This is a genomic window from Vibrio sp. VPAP30, from assembly GCF_001188205.1.
Classification (GTDB): Bacteria; Pseudomonadota; Gammaproteobacteria; order Enterobacterales; family Vibrionaceae; genus Vibrio; species Vibrio bivalvicida.
Genome location: NZ_LBLS01000043.1, coordinates 119,281 through 137,333, shown reverse-complemented (window position 1 = coordinate 137,333; position 18,053 = coordinate 119,281). Strand labels below are relative to the sequence as shown.

The following is an 18,053-nucleotide window of genomic DNA, read 5'->3' as shown; positions in this document are numbered from 1 at the left end:
TTACCTATAACCACACACAACTATGGGTTCTAAAACAAACAAACGGCTCCCAACTGTTACCAGCTAGGAGCCGAATGTGAATTATATCACACGATTACTCGTTGATCGTAAGTTTCTTTACATCGCCATTGCGCGTCATTAGGACATAACCACCCGGTACAGCTATGGGTGCAACCGCAAATCCAGCACTGTTCACTTCCTGCATTGATACAAATTCACCGCTGCTGCGATCAATCCAGTACAAAAAGCCTTCACTATCACCGACAACAACATAGTCATCGATCATAGTCGGAGCAGTTAAAAGTCGATGCTCCAACTGGTCATTAGTCCACAGTTCAGTACCGCTACGTGCATCAACAGCGACCAGATGATCTTTGTCAGTAACGAGATAGAGGCGACTGCCGTCGCTAGCAAGATCGGTTGCTGAAGAGTAGCTGCGTTTCCACGCTGGTTTGCCAGAACGCAGGTCAATTGCTGTTAGCTGTCCGTTGTAACCAACGATGTATAAAGAGCTACCCAAAATCAGTGGCGCAGCATCGACATCAACCAAACGATCGATTTCTGTCGCTCCTTGTGGCATACCGATTGGCTGTTGCCAAATTAGCTGACCACGTTCAACAATTGCCGCCGCCAAGCGACCATTCGCTGTTCCCCAGAAAACACCGCCAGATGCGGTCACTGGAGTACTGTTACCACGCAGAGTCAAGTTCGGCACTTCAGTACTGATGGTCCACTTAGTTTCGCCCGTTTCTTGATTGAGCGCGACTAACATACCGCTATTGGTATGAACGATCACAAAGTTGTTGTCGGTTGCTGGCGCCGTTAACACTTCGCCATCCACCTCAACTTGCCAGTTTACTTCACCCGTTTCTTCATCGAATGCCAGTACTTGGCCGTTTTCGCTACCAATAAAGATTTGACTGTAGCCAGCTGTAATCCCACCGGATAAACGCGCTGAAACATCGGCTTCAATCTCTGTTTCCCATAAGGTTTTGCCGTTTTCAGGATCAAGGGCTTTAACCACACCATCGCGACTGGCGACAAAGACTTTGCCATAAGCATACTCTGGCGTCAGCTTTGAGTAATACTGTTCAACGCCGTTACCAACAGAAGTACTCCATTGACTAGAGGGGGTAAATTCACTGTCGACTTGAGGCACTGGTGACATAATGATGGTGTCTTCTTCACCAGCACAGCCAGCCAGAACGCCAACAAACATCGCTGTTGTGAGTGCTTTTTTCAGCATATTCTTCATGCGACGCCCTTACTTGGCTAGATCATCCAGTTTCATCTGTAGCGTCTGGCTCGCATCGCCTGACTGCTGTGCTTCAGTGTATGCAGCGTAAGCCGCTTGTGCATCACCTTTACGTAGCAAGATGTCACCTTTCAGCTCTGCCACACGACCAGCCCAGCTTTCGTCACTGATATTAGCCAACTGCGCGATAGCCGCATCAAACTCACCTTGCTCGGTTTTAACACGAGCCAAACGATAATCAAGTACCGCAGCAACTGCCGCATCTTTAGTCGCAGACTTAGCCCACTCAAGTTGAGCTAGCGCTTCATCAAGATTACCCGCTTCAACTTGAACTTTTGCCAGTTGCAACGCAGCTAAAACTGAGTATTCCGTTTCTTTGTTTGCATCGATGAAAGCTTGAATATCACCTTCAGCTGAAGCGCCTTGTTCAGCCAAAGCTTGAACTGCTTTGGTATAGCTTTCTGACGCAGCTTCTTGAGCCGCTGTTACTGAATCTTGGTAATAACGCCAGCCAAACAGGCCGCCTAGACCAACGACAGCACCTAAAATCACTGCTTTGCCGTTCTCTTTCCACCAATCTTTGATCGCTTCTACTTGTTGTTCTTCAGTATCGTAGAGTTCCACTTCCTGTCCTCTTACATCAAAAATGGCAGCCGAGACTGCCACTCATAAATCATTAATATTAAACGAGTTCTGCTAGCTTAGTAATAACATCTGCTTGGCTCAAAGTTTCTTGAGTACCTCCAATCAGATCTTTCAATACGACTGTGTTGTCAGCGACTTCATTTTCACCAAGCACTAGCGCAACAGCCGCGCCCACTTTATCTGCACGTTTGAACTGCTTCTTGAAGTTGCCTCCACCGAAGTGGCTCATAACACGTAGACCTGATACTTGCTCGCGCAGTGATTCTGCTAGCTTCATACCAGCCATCATCGTACCTTCGCCTGCTGTGACCATGTAAACATCAACGCTGCGACGTACTTCTGTTAGCTCTAGCGTTTCTAGCATAAGAACTAGACGCTCAAGGCCCATTGCAAAGCCTACAGCTGGTGTTGCCTTACCGCCTAGCTGTTCAACCAGACCATCGTAACGACCACCACCACATACAGTGCCCTGAGCTCCTAAGCTTTCGGTAATCCACTCAAATACCGTACGATTATAGTAATCCAGACCACGAACTAAACGCTCGTTAACTGTGTATTCGATACCTGCAGCGTCAAGAAGTTCACAAAGACCAGCAAAATGTTGTTTTGACTCTTCCCCAAGATAATCAGATAGACGCGGAGCATCACCAAGAATAGCTTGTACATCTGGGTTCTTAGTATCCAGAACACGCAACGGGTTAGTGTGCATGCGACGCTTACAGTCGTCATCAAGTACATCAATGTGTCGTTCAAGATAAGCAATGAGGGCGGTACGGTAGTTAGCACGATCGTCAAGAGAGCCGATGGAGTTCAACTCTAGGCGCACATGCTTGTCGATGCCTAGTTCACGCCATAGACGCGCCGTCATCATAATTAGCTCAGCGTCAACGTCTGGACCATTTAGACCAAACACTTCCACACCACATTGGTGGAATTGACGGTAACGACCTTTTTGCGGACGCTCGTGACGGAACATCGGGCCCATATACCATAGGCGCTGTTCAGAACGATCAATGAGACTATTCTCAATACAAGAACGTACACAGCCTGCCGTACCTTCAGGGCGTAGCGTTAGGCTATCGCCGTTACGGTCTTCAAATGTGTACATCTCTTTTTCAACCACATCGGTCACTTCACCGATAGCACGGCTGAACAGATGAGTCATCTCAACGATTGGCATGCGCACTTCGTTGTAACCGTAGGCGCTGATTACGTTCTTCACTGTGTTTTCAAGTTTCTGCCACAGTGGTGATTGAGTTGGAAGGCAGTCGTTCATGCCTCGAATTGCTTGGATTTTCTTTGCCACAGTTTTTTTACCGTAAAAATGGTTACCGTAATTTGGGTTACGTTGAGATTAATCTTGTACTTTAACGTCGATGCGGTTGGCTTCATCTAGTGTTGAAGCTTTGGCACGAATCTTAGCTTCTAGCTGGTCAACGAGGTCGTTGTTGTCGAAGCGCTCTTTCTGACGTTTGCCGTCTTCATAGAATGCACTCTTCTTGTTACTCCCCGCCAGACCTAAGTGAGATACTTCGGCCTCACCCGGACCGTTTACCACACAGCCGATGATAGAAACATCCATTGGCGTAATCACGTCTTCTAGACGCTGCTCAAGCGCGTTCACCGTACCAATCACATCGAACTCTTGACGAGAGCAACTTGGACAAGCAATAAAGTTAATACCACGTGAGCGAATACGCAGAGATTTTAGAATATCAAAACCGACTTTTATCTCTTCTATCGGATCGGCAGCAAGAGAGATACGCAGCGTATCACCAATACCTTCTGCGAGAAGCATCCCAAGACCCACCGACGATTTCACTGCACCAGCGCGAGCACCACCCGCTTCTGTAATACCTAAGTGAAGTGGCTGATCGATCTTTTGTGCCAGCAATCGGTATGAATCAACCGCGAGGAATACATCCGAAGCTTTGACACTCACTTTGAACTGGTCAAAATTAAGGCGATCCAGAATATCCACATGGCGCATCGCAGACTCAACCAGCGCCGCAGGGGTTGGTTCGCCGTACTTCATTTGAATGTCTTTTTCTAATGAGCCGCCATTCACACCAATGCGAATCGGTATGTTTTTGTCACGCGCACAATCAACTACCGAACGAATACGCTCTTCGTTACCGATGTTACCTGGATTGATACGCAAACAGTCAACGCCGTACTCCGCAACTTTTAATGCGATACGATAGTCGAAGTGAATATCCGCTACGAGAGGAACATTCACTTGTTGCTTGATTTGCTTGAATGCTTCCGCAGCATCCATAGTGGGAACCGATACGCGAACAATATCAGCACCGACATTTTCCAGTGATTTAATTTGTGCAACAGTCGCTTCTACGTCTGTTGTTCTGGTGTTGGTCATCGACTGCACAGCAATCGGTGCACCGTCACCAATAGGTACATCGCCCACATAGATACGAGTCGATGGGCGACGTTTGATAGGAGATTCGTATTGCATAATAGTATTTAAGGTAAGTTGAATCGTGCTACTTTGCCTGAAGTATACCCAGAAAGGTCGACAGGTTCACTCGCTAATGTCATTGAAACGTTTTCAGGAGCACCTAAAATGACACTGTAAGGTAAATCGCCACTTAAATTCAGGCTTTGACCTGCTTTCTTAACCCCGGTAGATAAGGTTTTACCCGTCGCATCTTTAACTTGAATCCAACAATCATCATCAAATGACATAGACAACAAATTCGCGGCGGCGGTAGATTGTTCAGTTTTAGGTTCATCAACGACAGGAGTCTGTTCCGCTTTATCTTCACTTGTGCTTTGCGGTTGAGGTTCTGGCTTACTCTCTGGTGCTTGTTGAGGTTCGACGACGATTTCTGTCTCTACTGCGTCAGGAACCGCTACGTTTTCAGTTGTAGGCATCGTGGTTGAATCTAGGCTTTGAGTTTCGTCTTCTCTCGCCATAGGTTCGACGTCGGTCTCAGAAAGTGTCGTAAAGTCAAGCGGTTGATTTTCAGCTTGTTGCTCTAACTGTTGCTCAAGTTCCGCGTCAGAAGTTAGTGATTCCATGCTTTTTTCTTGGTTCTGCCACCACCAAACTGATGAAATCCCCAATACAACAATGATAATTCCCCAAGTTAAGGTCATGATGCGACTATCATGAGCTTCGCGCTTAGTTTTACGCGAAAAACTTTTCATTTCTTGCTCTTCGGGTTGAGTTTCTTCACAACCATCAATCGCACACAACACTTCTGACTCAGCAAGCCCTACAGCTCTTGCATAAGAGCGTAAATAACCTCGGGTAAAAGTAGCAACTTGATCAGAGGCAAAATTGTTGCTTTCAATGTTCTCGATGATTGAAAGGCGCAAGCGCAAACGGTCGGCGATTTGCTTTTGGCTCAGACCAAGCGATTCACGTTTGTTCTTAAGCAAAGTCCCTGCTTGTACTTTTTCTACGTTTTCGTCACTCGCTAGGTGTTGTTGTTCATCTGTCATGATTGTAAAAATTCTCTTCTTGTTAAAGCTTCGTCACTTCATCGCTTATTTATTTATTTTTGTTGCGTGAAAAATAACCAAACTCTGAATTTGTCGAGGATGACCCTCAATTAATCTAATTTAACGCTCCACTCAATAAACAGAGGAAAAATACCTCGAAAGCGTTAACCTTCAATTCTAATAGATATCATAGATGAAACAACACAAACAAAACGCATAATTTACAAGCAGCTCAAGGTTTTTCGTTATTTTGACCATGAGATCGCTACCAGATGTAACAAAAAAGCCAGAGCTGGGCTCTGGCTTTGGTGAAAATAACTCTCTTTATGAAACAGCTTTAACTTGGATTGTTTCACCTTTGGCAGCTTTTATTGTCGCAGTTCGTTTTGTGCGATCGATAACATCGCCGACTAGCTGACCACATGCTGCGTCGATATCGTCACCACGTGTTTTACGAACCGTCACTGTGTGTTCGTATTGCATTAAGGTTTTTTGGAAACGATCGATACGTGAATTACTTGGTTTTTTATACGGCGAACCTGGATACGGGTTAAACGGAATCAAGTTAATCTTACAAGGTGTGTCTTTCATGAGCTCAGCCAGTTCGCGAGCGTGGTCCATATCATCGTTCACATGGTCTAGTAGAACATACTCGACCGTTACTTTACCGCGGTTAGCATTGGAAGACTGAATGTAACGACGTACAGAGGCTAAGAAACCTTCGATATCCCAACGATCGTTGATCGGCATAATTTCACTACGCAGCTTATCATTCGGAGCATGTAGCGAAATAGCCAGTGCCACATCAATCTTACCTGTCATTTGATCAAGACCAGAAACAACACCAGATGTTGATACCGTTACTCGACGCTTAGATAAACCAAAGCCTAAATCATCAAGCATTAACTCAAGTGCAGGGATGAGGTTCTTCATGTTGAGCAGTGGTTCACCCATACCCATCATTACGACGTTGGTAATAGGGCGACGACCTGTTTCTTTTTCTAAGCCAATTTCGCGCGCGGCACGCCATACCTGACCAATAATTTCAGACACTTTCAGATTGCGGTTGAAACCCTGTTGAGCGGTTGAGCAAAATTTGCACTCAAGCGCACAACCAACTTGCGAAGATACACACAAGGTAGCACGGTCATCTTCTGGGATGTATACCGTTTCAACGTCTTGGTCACCAACCTTCATAGCCCACTTAATCGTACCGTCCGACGAGTGCTGAGCTTCAGCGACTGTAGGAGCTTTGATTTCGCAGCGATGCTGTAATTTTTCACGTAACTTCTTATTAATGTTGGTCATATTATCGAAGTTATCGACACCGAAATGATAGATCCACTTCATTACCTGATCTGCACGGAATGCTTTTTCACCTAGTTCATCGGCAAAAAATTTACGCAAACCTTGACGATCAAAGTCGAGTAGATTGATTTTTTCAGTGGTCATGTGGCCTCTCAAGCGACGGAACATTAATTAAGGGCGCGAATTGTACAGCCTTTACGCAGTGACAACAAGACCTGTAAAGCCCTGTATTTACTATGGCGTTAATATCAAAGCGGTTATTTATTAAACAACACAAACATAAGCGATATAAACGCTGAATAGATTGCCGGTTACGGACGTTCTTTGCTATCGGGAGTGACTGGATATACACGCTAGCCAAGATACAAATCGTCACTTCTGATAGAAAGGAACCACCGAGTTGGAGATGGTTAAATTAGTTAGTTGTGATTTGCTTAATCTGTTCGACAATGGCATTCAAACCATTGCCTCGGGAAGGACTCAGATGTTTAACAAGACCGAGCTGTGCAAAATAAGCATCAATGTCGAACGATTGGATTTCCTGCGAAGATTTACCGTCAAATGCCGCCAGTACCAAAGCAATTAGGCCGCGGACGATACGTGCATCAGAATCTGCGCAAAAGTACCATTTGCCATCCAAGTTCTTGCTCACAAGCCACACCGTGCTTTCACAGCCAGACACGGTTACCTGCTCAGACTTAAATTCTTCTGGCATGGCAGGAAGCTTCTTGCCCCACTGAATCACCTGACGGTAGCGATCTTCCCAGCTTTTAAAGTCTTGCATGGTTTGGGCGATATCATCGGCTGTAATTTCAGTGCCGAACGGCGTTTGAGGATACGGTGACATTCTTTCTCTAACCTAATTTACTTACTGTATTTTTGAATTAATTTTTCTACGATGCGCGATACTGCGACAAAACCAAATGTAGCCGTTACCACCGTCGCGGCACCAAAGCCACTAGCACAGTCCATGCGTTTTGGCCCTTCGGCTGTCGATTTGACACCACATACGCTTCCATCTGGTTGTGGGTATTTCAGCTGCTCAGTAGAGAATACACACTCTATACCGAACTTGCGTGCAGGGTTAGTTGGAAAGTTATGATGACGACGCAATGTATCTTTGATTTTTTTTGCCAATGGATCTTGGATTGTTTTGGTTAAATCCGCCACTTTAATTTGTGTTGGATCAACCTGTCCACCAGCACCACCCGTCGTAATGACTTTGATTTTGTTGCTGCGACAGTAAGCAAGCAATGACGCTTTTGCTTTGACACTATCAATGGCATCCAGCACGTAGTCGTACTCTTTAGTTAAGTACTCGTGTTGGTTATCCGGCGTAATAAAATCATCAATCAGATTAACTTTACACTCTGGGTTAATGAGCTTAACCCTTTCCGCCATCACTTCGATCTTGCTTTGACCAACCGTTCCACTCATTGCATGAATCTGACGGTTAATGTTGGTCACACACACGTCATCCATATCGATCAACGTTAGCTCACCAACCCCGGTTCTTGCTAAGGCTTCGGCAGCCCACGAGCCAACACCACCAATACCAATCACACACACATGCGCAGCGCGCAAAATCTCAACTTCACTATTACCGTAAAGACGGCGTGTGCCACCAAAACGTTGGTTGTAATTATCAGAAGCTGGAGTGTCGAGTTCACGCATATGGTTTTCCGCTGGGTACAAAAACAAAGAGTGCGATTTATACGCACTCTTAATTAAAAAGTCTAGATGAAGCTATTGTAGCTTTTCTGGCGGTAATGCCCAAGGTGCTTGTGTTGCGCTTCCTTCAAGACCAAGCTTCCACACTCGACCAAAGTGTTTGTAGTGGCCCGCTTCTGTGCCTGCGCGCGGGCCCATACCATGGTAAAGATCGAGATGATTTTGTTTCACCGCACCACCGGTATCTAACACGATTAACAAGCGCAGTTGATGAGCTCCACTCCAAGAGCCGTCAGGATTAAGTAATGGCACCTCAGCTAAGATCGGGGTGCCCATTGGCAAGATAGCGCGATCACCAGCGACAGAAGCCATAGGTAGTAACGGAATACCTGCTGAGCCAGTGACTGGTGCATCTGCGCGAGGCTCAAAGAAGACAAAAGAAGGGTTCTGTTCAAGCAACTCGCGCACCGTTGCTTCGTCATTTTCCATCACCCACTGCTTGATGGCTTTCATCGACATTTTGGCACGCGACACTAAATCTCTTTCAATTAAAACCTTACCTATGCTGATATAAGCTTTGTTGTTCTTACCACCGTAGGCAAAATACTCCAAGGTGTCATCATCTTCAAAATGAACAAAACCGCTACCCTGCACTTCCATCAAAAATGGGTCAATCCTATTGGCTGCATAACCCAGCTCTAGTCCTTGACCTTCTAGTGCACCAGCATAGATTTGCGCTCGAGTGGGACAATCACTCTCACACTGTGGTTTTGCATATACTGGATACTTAAACTTCTCGTTCGATTCGTGACGCAGTTCCATCACCGGAGAAAAGTAACCCGTAAAAAGCACATTGCCTTGCTTATCACCACCACCTAATTGAGCAGCTTGAATGCCGAAATTAGCTAAATCAGTAGGCTCTCCACTTTGCAGCACCCATTCATTCAACTGGTCATACAACGGCTGATAAATCTTTGCCATCGAAGGCGAGTTGACCACGACTTGATCAGCCTGACGGTGAAACTCGGTAAAGTCTCGTGGCTTATTCGACTCTACAACTGCAGTTTTATTCAAAATGGCATTGAATTCATCATCGACATATTGCTGAGCACGGTCAGTAGGTTGAGCACAGCCGTACAGTAAGCTGACGGCTGCAAGAGGAAGATATTTTTTGAACACGATTTGATCCCTTTCAAGCGATGCCATGAGCATGACAAACTTGATAGGAATTCGCAATCGAGTCATCGTTAATGAATGTTATTTTTAACTTTTTCTGACAAACGATAGACAGGTTGATAATTAGGCTCAGAAACTAACTGAAGCTCGGTGAATTCTTCGTTAAGAGCCTTAAACTTACGCACCTTATTACCAAGGCGGTACTTAAGGTGAGATCCATCCCAGCTGTACTGAGTATCAACAATACCGCCATTAATCGCCACACCAGACGGACTAAGCACAAACTCCTCTGCCGCATAAGAGGCAACGTTTTGCTCAACCCAAGTGCCATACACATTCGATTTGGGGTAGGTTTTCTCTAAGTAAAGCTGATACAGGCTGCTCGCCATCATGATGGCCATAACTGCAGCAATGAGCGCCCCCAACACTATCACCCGCTCAAATATTTTTTTCTTACCGCTCACACCATTCACTTTCTTTGTCACCAATGTAATAACAATTTTACCATTAAGTGTTAACCAAAATTGTGTTAACTGCGAGTTCCAAACTCATTTAGAAATGTTTAGCGACGCATAAATCTCATATGCAAAATGAACTCACCAAACCAGAAACTAAATGAAACCCACAAATCACACAGAAAAAACCCTTGCCGCACACAGAATAAAATTGCAATATCAGTGTATATAAATTCAATCCACGGAAGATATTGTGAAGATTCGAAGCACTGCTTTAGTAAAAGGGTTCAGACAGTCCGCCCCTTACGTCAATGCTCACCGGGATAAGACCATGGTCGTCATGCTTGGCGGAGAAGCCGTGGCTGACGGCAATTTTTCGAATATTATCAGTGATCTTGCACTGTTGCACAGCTTAGGGGTTAAAATTGTTCTTGTTCATGGAGCACGTCCCCAAATCAACCATCTTCTTCAGCAAAATCAGCATGATAGCCCATACCATAAAGGAATTCGAGTTACTGATGAGGTTTTGCTCAATTATGTCATGCAAGCAGCTGGTCAGCTACAGTTAACCATCACTGCTCAGCTCTCAATGAGCCTGAGTAATACGCCGATGGCCGGTACTCAACTTAATGTTGTCAGTGGCAACTTTATTACTTCTCAACCTCTTGGCGTTGATGATGGTATCGACTATTGCCATAGCGGCAGGATTCGACGCATTGATGTAGAGGGGATTAATCGCATGTTGGATCAAGGATCAATTGTTCTTCTAGGCCCCATTGCAAGCTCAGTGACTGGAGAGTCATTTAACTTACTCTCTGAAGAGGTCGCTACTCAAGTCGCGATCAAATTGAATGCCGACAAGTTGATAGGTTTTTGTTCCGAACAGGGCATCATTGACGAGAACGGTGAAGTCGTCGCTGAACTGTTCCCTAAAGATGCAGAAAGAATCTTATCTCGACTAGAAACCGACCGCGTAGAAGGCGTTGATAATTCCTCTGGCACTCTAAGGTTTTTACGTGCCGCGACAGCAGCATGTCGAGCTGGTGTTCCCCGTAGCCATCTAGTCAGTTACAAGGTGGATGGCGCTCTAATTCAAGAACTGTTTTCACTTGATGGTATAGGTACTCAAGTGGTGAAAGCGAGTGCGGAGCAGGTTCGCGTTGCCAACATTGATGATATCGGCGGTATTCTAGATTTAATTCAACCGCTAGAGGAGCAAGGAGTTCTGGTCAGACGCTCGCGCGAACAACTAGAGCAAGAGCTACATCAGTTCACCATCATTGAGAAAGATGGACTGATAATTGGCTGCGCAGCTCTTTATCCATACCCAGAAGAGAAAATGGCAGAGATGGCTTGTGTGGCAATTCACCCCGAATACCGAGATGGTGACAGAGGATTACTGTTGCTTAATCATATGCGCCTGCAATCTAAGGCACAGGGCATTGAACATATTTTTGTTTTGACTACCCACAGCCTGCACTGGTTTAGGGAACAAGGTTTTCATGAGATGAACGTCGACTTCTTACCTTCGCAGAAACAAAACTTATACAACTATCAAAGAAAATCGAAGATTTTGTCGTTAACTCTCTAACTGACTGTAATTCTTATACTTGCTACTTTGTTGCTAATTTTTCTTACATTATTAGCTTTATTTCATATTTTTAATTGGTTAATATTTCGGCTCCCCGCCCTCAGTGGGGAGCTAGATAGGATTCACTTCTCTACTTAACTTTTACCTAAGTTGAGTCGCAAGGATTGCTTGAGGTTACTGACTACGTCACTAAGAGCAAACTATCGATGAAGAAAATTATCTGTAACTCTGTACAGAGTTTTTGGGACATGGCAGATAATGAACTACTAGAAGATCTAGACGTTCATTGTGTCTTCCCAGTAACAGAAGGCTTAAAAGCGTTCATCTTGAACTATCAAAAGAAGTACCGCATCCGCAGTATTTCTTTCTCGAAAGCACTTTAATCGTTTAACACGGTAGCCACGGATGGTTATCCCTTTCGCTGCAGCCTTTGTACCAATCCACTAGCTCTCTGAGTGCGAACCTTGATTCCGCGCTTCATTACCCGTTGATCGATATATAAGCTCAAGCGCTTCTTCGCGCGTGTAATTCCTGTGTAGATCAGCTCTCGGGTCAGTATAGGTGTATAATCAGGCGGTAAGACCATTAGTGTGTGCTCGAATTCACTGCCTTGAGATTTATGAATAGTCATCGCGTATGCAGTTTCATGCTCAGGCACTCTACTCGGCAAAACAGATTTAACACTGCCATCCGGTAACTCAAAAAAGACCTTTAATCTTGGCTGGTTTTCTGAGTCATCAAGCATACAAATGCCAATATCGCCGTTATACAAACCTAATGCATAATCATTTCTCGCGACCATCACTGGTCTACCGTGATACCAAAGCTCATCTTGGGTCTGAATAAGCTTTCTCGCTGCCAGCGCCCGTTCGATACGCTGATTGAGTCCAGCAACACCGAAGTCACCTTCACGAATAGCACATAGCAAGCGGCAGCGAGCAAAATGATCTAATACCGCTTTGGCTCGTTGCGGCATGGTTTCAACTTCGCCTGTTACTGAGTCTAATTGCGGTGTATCAATACGTTTAAGATAGTGGCTATATTCGGCAACTAACATCTGGATCATTTGATTGTAGTGCTGGCTATCAATTGGAAACTGAGCAATATCCGCGAAATCTTTTTGCCATACCCAATCGACCTTCTGAGCTGAACCAACATTGATCGCTTGCGCCAGTTGACCGATACCAGAGCGCGCATCAAATCGATAGCTTTTCTTCAATATACACAAGCTATCAGCAATAGAAGGCTGCGTATTCGTCGTGTGGGCGAGTGTTTCAAAACCGGTTAAGCGAGCAATTTGAGCCGCTTGACCATGGCTGAAACCGAATTGATTGAACGAGCAGATATCACCGAGTACCGCCCCAGCTTCTACCGAAGCCAACTGATCTTTGTCTCCCAACAAAATCAATCGAGCATGTTTAGGTAATGCATCGATCAATTTGTACATCATTGGTAAATCGACCATAGAGGCTTCATCTACAACCAGCATATCTAGATGGAGTGGATTATCCCGGTTGTGGCGAAACTCAGCACTATTGGGTAACGCACCCAGTAAACGGTGCAGTGTGCTCGCGTCAGTTGGAATCGCCTGCTTTAGCTCAGGTGCAACAGGCAACTCTTCCACGGCTTTGCCAATAGATTCCGTTAATCGAGCGGCGGCTTTGCCGGTGGGGGCCACTAGTTTGATCGTTGGTGGCTCACCTTTGCCATTTTGCGCATCCGAACTTTGTGCTTGTTCGATCAAGGCGGCGAGCAGTTTGGTTACAGTAGTCGTTTTACCAGTTCCCGGACCACCAGAGATCACAGCAAACCTTTTACTCAATGCAACCGCCGCTGCGACTTTCTGCCAGTTTACACAAGCGGCCAATGGCACTAGTTCATCGAGCACAGTGAGCTGCTCAATGTTTTTTGCTGCTAAGAGCTTTTGGTCTATGGTAGGCCAATCCAACTTATCCTCTGCCACGACGTCTAGATGGTCACAAACCATACGCTGTCGCATCACAGGTGTAGAATCACCTTGCTGCTGAGATTTATTAATTACTTCAAATAGATATCGATAGTTGCGAGCAAAAAGATGATCAAGAAGCTTTGATAGTTTTTGGATTTCAGTAGGCTTTAGGATCATGGGTGACCCAAAGCTATTCAAACGCTCAGCTAACGTCACTTCATAGTACCAATAGCGGTGTAAATAGAGTCGCTCACCATCAAATATCAGTGGTAGAGCTTCGCCCTCTTCAGCCAAGTTTTTAGCCACCAAACAAGAGCCATGGAGCAAGGATGCCCAGTCAATCGCAACCAGCGTTTGATTCAACTCTAATGCTGCTTCGCCAAACAAACCCAGCTTCGCAGCGAGATCGGTAGGCTGCCCTTCTGCGTCAAACAGAGGTAAGCAAATATGGCCTTTGCCAAGTTCGTGGCTAACCACACCTGCAATAAAAGCGATCTGATCATCCTGAGACTGGCTAGCGATAAAGCGGGCAAACTGATAATCAAGTTGTCTGATGCTGGGTTTATTTGCCAGTTGTTTAAGCACAGAAATAAGTGTGGTCATGATTAAAGTAACTCCATCTGGCCAGCTTGATTCGTTTTCCCGTCGACACTTTGCCCATCAATGAGTCTGTCCATATCGGTAAGAAACTCTAGGCTTGGTTTGGCAGAGAAAATGCCATGCTCGCTTTCTCCGTCCATCCCCCTAAGGAATAGGTAGTAGACACCGCCAAAGTGCTGATCGTAGTCATAATCTACGATTCGACTGCGTAAGAAGCGATGTAGCGCTAAGGCATAGATTTGATATTGCAGGTCATAACGATGATCTGCCATGGCAGATTTTAGCGCTTCTCCGTGATAGAAACTGACTTCGTCACCAAGATGATTCGATTTCCAGTCAAGGACATAGTATTTGCCTTGATGCTCAAACACTAAGTCGATAAAGCCTTTCAACATACCTTGAACGGTATAGAATCCTAGGTCGCCAGACTTAGCGGATAAAGGATCATGACGTTGGATTACACGGTTTAATGCGGGCGCCGCCAGTACCTCAATTGGTAGCAAGAACTCCATCTCAACTAAACGTTGGCTTGGACCTTTCTGGTTGAGCAGCAGAGATTTTCCATCCAGTGGTGTGGCTAGTACGGTATCAATCAACTGTTGTAATATCGGTAGCCAACTTGCGTCTAACTGCTCACTATCGAGAAGATGAGTGATAACCTCACTATTCGCTTCGCTAGTACTTGGCTCGGTAAATTCGACTTCTTCGAATATCGTATGCAGGAAAGTACCGGGTCTAGCGCCGCGCGGGAAGGTGAAGATGGTTTGCTCTGGTTCAACTAACTCCTCTTCATCATGCTCATCAGAAGAATCAATATCGAGATGCAATAAGTCGGTAAAGCCATCCGAGCTATGATGAGAGCCTTGTTTTACCAATCCAGAGTAACTAGTGATTCGCCAATCTCGATCAATAACACTTTTCAGCTCGCTTGCCGTTAAATCTTGTTGCTGCGAACTTGGGGCCACGAAGACCTCTTGTTGTAGCTCTGGTAGGTCACTTAATCGCACACTTTCAAGTCCATCCACATGCTGTTGGATTGCCTGAGTGAGATCATTGATCCCCCCTTCTTTACCATCTTGTAGCAAATATCCCATCGCACTATGATGAACACCGGTTGGTTCTTTGGTCGAGCGACCGTTTCTCAGTGGCGCAGCCCCGACAAAACAGCCATAAACGGCGCGGGTGAGCGCTACGTAGATTAGACGTAAATCTTCAGCAAGACGCTCTTTATCAGCTTGCGCCAAAGAAGCATCTTGCCCAGTAATATCTAAAATGGTTTTGTCTTGTTGCTCATCGTAGTATTTCGCTTCGCTAGCCTCGCGATAGCTGAGAACGAAAGGCAACAACACCAGATCATATTCCAGACCTTTTGATTTGTGGATCGTTACGATTTGCACCAAATTACGCTCTGATTCTAAGCGCTGGATTTGGTCTTCGCTGCCACCTAAGCCGTTTTGCGCATCACTGATTGCTTGAGCCAACCAACGCAGTAAACCATGGTCACTGTCTAGCTCTTGACTTGCTTGCTGTAGCAGCTCACCGATATGCATCAAATCAGTCAGTGCACGCTCTCCACCTTCTTCCTCTAGTAAACGCTCCGCAATATGTCTCTTGCTCATAACACTGCGCAACATGGGTAGCACACCTCGCTGAGTCCAGAGTTTACGATACTCTTTAAACTCATTGATTGCGTTTTCCCACTCATTTTCATCGTTGTTGAGCTTGTCTAAACCGCCCGCATCGAGAGCAAACATCTCAGAAGCCAAGCTTGCTCGTAAGGCACGATCATTTTCAGGTGTCAGCACCGCTTGCAATAGACGCTGAATATCTTGGGCGACAAGCGAGGTAAACACGCTGTCTCGGTTTGATAGGTAAACACTCGCAATACCTTGCTTTGCTAGTGCCTCTTTCACCATACGACCTTCATTACCGGTTCGCACCAATACCGCAATATCACCAGCCTGAATAGGATGACCATCTTTGCCATCTGCTTCTTTACCATCCATAAAGAACGCTTGCTCATTTTGCGCAGCAGTGAGAATCGTTTGGATTTGATCTGCGGTTGCCTTAGACATTGCCTTAAGATACTCGCCTTTAGGCAGAGGCTTTTCCTCCGCATCTTGCAGCCAGTAAGTGAGAGCGGGTTGCTTTTGACCACCAATAGTCCAAATACGTTTATCCGCGTAGGGGCTAGAGTCGACAGGCAAGAATGGAATATCTTTATCGTAAATAAACGGGCTTGAAGGCAAGTCAAAAATCTGGTTTACCGCTCTAACCATATCCGCGCTAGAACGCCAGTTAGTGCCTAGAGTGAAGTGCGACGAAACCTGATTACGCGCTTTGATGTAAGTAAAAATATCTGCGCCACGGAAGCCGTAGATTGCCTGTTTAGGATCACCGATCATGAACAAACCACATTCAGGGTTGTTCAAGTAGATACGGCTAAAAATGCTGTATTGAAGGGGATCGGTATCTTGGAACTCATCAATCATAGCTACTGGATAGAGAGTCCGAATCCGCTCTGCAAGTAGCTCAGATTCATCACCATCAATAGCGGCAGAAAGATTGGTCAGCAAGTCATCAAAAGAGAGCCACTGTTTCTGCTGTTTGGCTTTTGCCAACATCACACGACAATGTTCAATCGCATGGGCAAGCATTGGTGCTTTGAGGCCAATTGGCGCAGCAAGGAAAGCATCAATTGCTTCAAAAACAAGGTGCTGCGGCGCGGTGCCTTTCGGCGTTTTCTCAACCAAGGTATTTTGCGCAAACTTCTCCAGTTTGTCTGGATAGTCATAACCCGTTGTTTCCGTTGATGCCCACACATTGACCGCGTCGAGCCAAGTCGGTAAAGACTTTTTGCTGTAACTGCGTTTGTTGACGTCAGAGTCACTAATCAGGGCAAAAAAGTCATCCTGATGCTCTCGCCATAACGATTTCAATTCATCGATACGCTTTAGATTTTGTTGGTGTAAGTCCGCTAAACTTCCACTCATCGCCGCGACAGACAGGCTAAGTGGTGCACCTGTCAGATAGTTAGTCACATCGCGCAGTAAATCAGAGGGGGCATTCCAGATTCGGCGCACTTCTCCTGCTAAATTAAGCGGTAAAGGATAGAAATTACGTCGCCAGTAATCAGCTACAACCTGCGCTTTAAGATGACTCTCATCGGTCACAAATTCGTTGTTAAAGCGACTGCCTGATTCAAACGCATTTTGGGTTAGCATACGTTGGCAAAAGCCGTGGATGGTATAAACCGCGGCTTCATCCATTTGCCTTTCCGCTTGCAAAAGGATCTCTGCGGCTTGTTTGTGGTCACTGAACTCATCAAGTAAAGGCTCAATCACAGGGTCGCTACTTTTGCCTCGGGCAAAGGCAAGACGAGCATCATGAATACGAGCGCGGATTCGGTCTCTGAGTTCTGCGGTTGCCGCTTCCGTAAATGTCACCACTAAAATCTGATCAACCGTCAACGGCAGCTGATGCTTGGTCTCGGATGTACCATGACCGAGAAGCAACCTTAAGTATAAGCCAGCGATAGTAAAGGTTTTACCGGTACCCGCCGATGCCTCAATTAATCGTGCACCGTGCAAGGGAAAAGTCATGGCATTAAGCGGAGTAACCATTGACGTTGCTGTCATAAAATATTTGCCCTTTGTATGAAAAACCGAGATCCAAATGTGATCCAGACTTTAAAACGATTATTATTAATATAAATCCCTAAAAACTTGGGACTTTATGAGATCTTTCTCACGGTAGGCTCGTTCCCTAACCGCTACTATGCGCGCCATGTGTTGAGCAACTCCGAGCTTGTCTAAGCAGCCAAGTTGCAACAAACCGACAGAATAATGGTCCCTCTGACCTGTGGCCGTACAGCGAACGCCCTACACTATAATGATTTACTGGCGGCCACCTACTTTCCTTCAACCTGTTTTCCACTAA

The 18,053-nt window shown here is 45.6% G+C and carries 14 protein-coding genes; 2 read left to right on the top strand and 12 right to left on the bottom strand.

Annotated features, from left to right (window positions below; all coding sequences use genetic code 11):
* Positions 1 to 94: 94 nt before the first annotated feature.
* From bamB to ZX61_RS20890, 10 genes are all read right to left on the bottom strand, one after another.
* Positions 95 to 1,255, bottom strand: a complete 1,161-nt coding sequence (bamB, locus tag ZX61_RS20935; protein ID WP_049846523.1) for an outer membrane protein assembly factor BamB — start codon at positions 1,253 to 1,255, stop codon at positions 95 to 97.
* 9 nt (positions 1,256 to 1,264) lie between these two features.
* Positions 1,265 to 1,879, bottom strand: coding sequence for a YfgM family protein (locus ZX61_RS20930; protein ID WP_049846994.1), 615 nt, complete (start codon positions 1,877 to 1,879; stop codon positions 1,265 to 1,267).
* A 58-nt stretch (positions 1,880 to 1,937) separates the two neighbouring features.
* Positions 1,938 to 3,206 (bottom strand): histidine--tRNA ligase, encoded by a 1,269-nt coding sequence (gene hisS / locus ZX61_RS20925; RefSeq protein WP_049846522.1) that lies wholly within the window; start codon positions 3,204 to 3,206, stop codon positions 1,938 to 1,940.
* Positions 3,207 to 3,254: 48 nt separating this feature from the next.
* Positions 3,255 to 4,373 (bottom strand): flavodoxin-dependent (E)-4-hydroxy-3-methylbut-2-enyl-diphosphate synthase, encoded by a 1,119-nt coding sequence (gene ispG, locus ZX61_RS20920; RefSeq protein ID WP_049846521.1) that lies wholly within the window; start codon positions 4,371 to 4,373, stop codon positions 3,255 to 3,257.
* An 8-nt stretch (positions 4,374 to 4,381) separates the two neighbouring features.
* Entirely contained in the window at positions 4,382 to 5,365 is a 984-nt protein-coding gene (gene rodZ / locus ZX61_RS20915; protein WP_049846520.1) for a cytoskeleton protein RodZ, read from the bottom strand.
* 324 nt (positions 5,366 to 5,689) lie between these two features.
* Positions 5,690 to 6,817 (bottom strand): bifunctional tRNA (adenosine(37)-C2)-methyltransferase TrmG/ribosomal RNA large subunit methyltransferase RlmN, encoded by a 1,128-nt coding sequence (locus ZX61_RS20910; RefSeq protein ID WP_049846519.1) that lies wholly within the window; start codon positions 6,815 to 6,817, stop codon positions 5,690 to 5,692.
* A gap of 271 nt (positions 6,818 to 7,088) precedes the next feature.
* Positions 7,089 to 7,520, bottom strand: coding sequence for a cysteine desulfurase sulfur acceptor subunit CsdE (gene csdE / locus ZX61_RS20905; protein WP_049846518.1), 432 nt, complete (start codon positions 7,518 to 7,520; stop codon positions 7,089 to 7,091).
* Positions 7,521 to 7,537: 17 nt separating this feature from the next.
* On the bottom strand, positions 7,538 to 8,347 hold the full coding sequence (tcdA, locus tag ZX61_RS20900; protein WP_049846517.1) for a tRNA cyclic N6-threonylcarbamoyladenosine(37) synthase TcdA: 810 nt from the start codon (positions 8,345 to 8,347) through the stop codon (positions 7,538 to 7,540).
* 72 nt (positions 8,348 to 8,419) lie between these two features.
* Positions 8,420 to 9,523 carry a murein transglycosylase A gene (mltA, locus tag ZX61_RS20895; RefSeq protein WP_049846993.1) on the bottom strand — a complete coding sequence of 368 codons (1,104 nt, stop codon included), beginning with the start codon at positions 9,521 to 9,523 and terminating at the stop codon, positions 8,420 to 8,422.
* A gap of 68 nt (positions 9,524 to 9,591) precedes the next feature.
* Positions 9,592 to 9,993, bottom strand: coding sequence for a DUF2850 domain-containing protein (locus ZX61_RS20890; RefSeq protein WP_049846516.1), 402 nt, complete (start codon positions 9,991 to 9,993; stop codon positions 9,592 to 9,594).
* 235 nt (positions 9,994 to 10,228) lie between these two features.
* On the opposite strand from ZX61_RS20890, the gene argA reads away from it, so the two are divergent.
* Together argA and ZX61_RS24405 are read left to right on the top strand one after the other, a co-directional pair.
* On the top strand, positions 10,229 to 11,566 hold the full coding sequence (gene argA / locus ZX61_RS20885; protein ID WP_049846515.1) for an amino-acid N-acetyltransferase: 1,338 nt from the start codon (positions 10,229 to 10,231) through the stop codon (positions 11,564 to 11,566).
* Positions 11,567 to 11,772: 206 nt separating this feature from the next.
* Positions 11,773 to 11,949, top strand: a complete 177-nt coding sequence (locus ZX61_RS24405) for a hypothetical protein (protein WP_004746266.1) — start codon at positions 11,773 to 11,775, stop codon at positions 11,947 to 11,949.
* Between the two features lie 26 nt (positions 11,950 to 11,975).
* Here ZX61_RS24405 and recD read toward each other — a convergent pair whose 3' ends face one another.
* Complete coding sequence (gene recD, locus ZX61_RS20875) at positions 11,976 to 14,117, bottom strand: exodeoxyribonuclease V subunit alpha (protein ID WP_049846514.1); 2,142 nt, start codon at positions 14,115 to 14,117, stop codon at positions 11,976 to 11,978.
* A gap of 2 nt (positions 14,118 to 14,119) precedes the next feature.
* The gene (gene recB / locus ZX61_RS20870; protein ID WP_049846513.1) at positions 14,120 to 17,752 is read right to left on the bottom strand and encodes an exodeoxyribonuclease V subunit beta; all 3,633 of its coding nucleotides are present in this window, start codon (positions 17,750 to 17,752) and stop codon (positions 14,120 to 14,122) included.
* Positions 17,753 to 18,053: the final 301 nt, after the last annotated feature.

Excerpts from the sequence above, each read along its gene's own strand:
- bamB (WP_049846523.1), bottom strand. The coding sequence starts at position 1,255 with ATGAAGAATATGCTGAAAAAAGCACTCACAACAGCGATGTTTGTTGGC.
- ispG (WP_049846521.1), bottom strand. The coding sequence starts at position 4,373 with ATGCAATACGAATCTCCTATCAAACGTCGCCCATCGACTCGTATCTAT.
- rodZ (WP_049846520.1), bottom strand. The coding sequence starts at position 5,365 with ATGACAGATGAACAACAACACCTAGCGAGTGACGAAAACGTAGAAAAA.
- ZX61_RS20910 (WP_049846519.1), bottom strand. The coding sequence starts at position 6,817 with ATGACCACTGAAAAAATCAATCTACTCGACTTTGATCGTCAAGGTTTG.
- csdE (WP_049846518.1), bottom strand. The coding sequence starts at position 7,520 with ATGTCACCGTATCCTCAAACGCCGTTCGGCACTGAAATTACAGCCGAT.
- tcdA (WP_049846517.1), bottom strand. The coding sequence starts at position 8,347 with ATGCGTGAACTCGACACTCCAGCTTCTGATAATTACAACCAACGTTTT.
- ZX61_RS24405 (WP_004746266.1), top strand. The coding sequence starts at position 11,773 with ATGAAGAAAATTATCTGTAACTCTGTACAGAGTTTTTGGGACATGGCA.
- recD (WP_049846514.1), bottom strand. The coding sequence starts at position 14,117 with ATGACCACACTTATTTCTGTGCTTAAACAACTGGCAAATAAACCCAGC.
- recB (WP_049846513.1), bottom strand. The coding sequence starts at position 17,752 with ATGACAGCAACGTCAATGGTTACTCCGCTTAATGCCATGACTTTTCCC.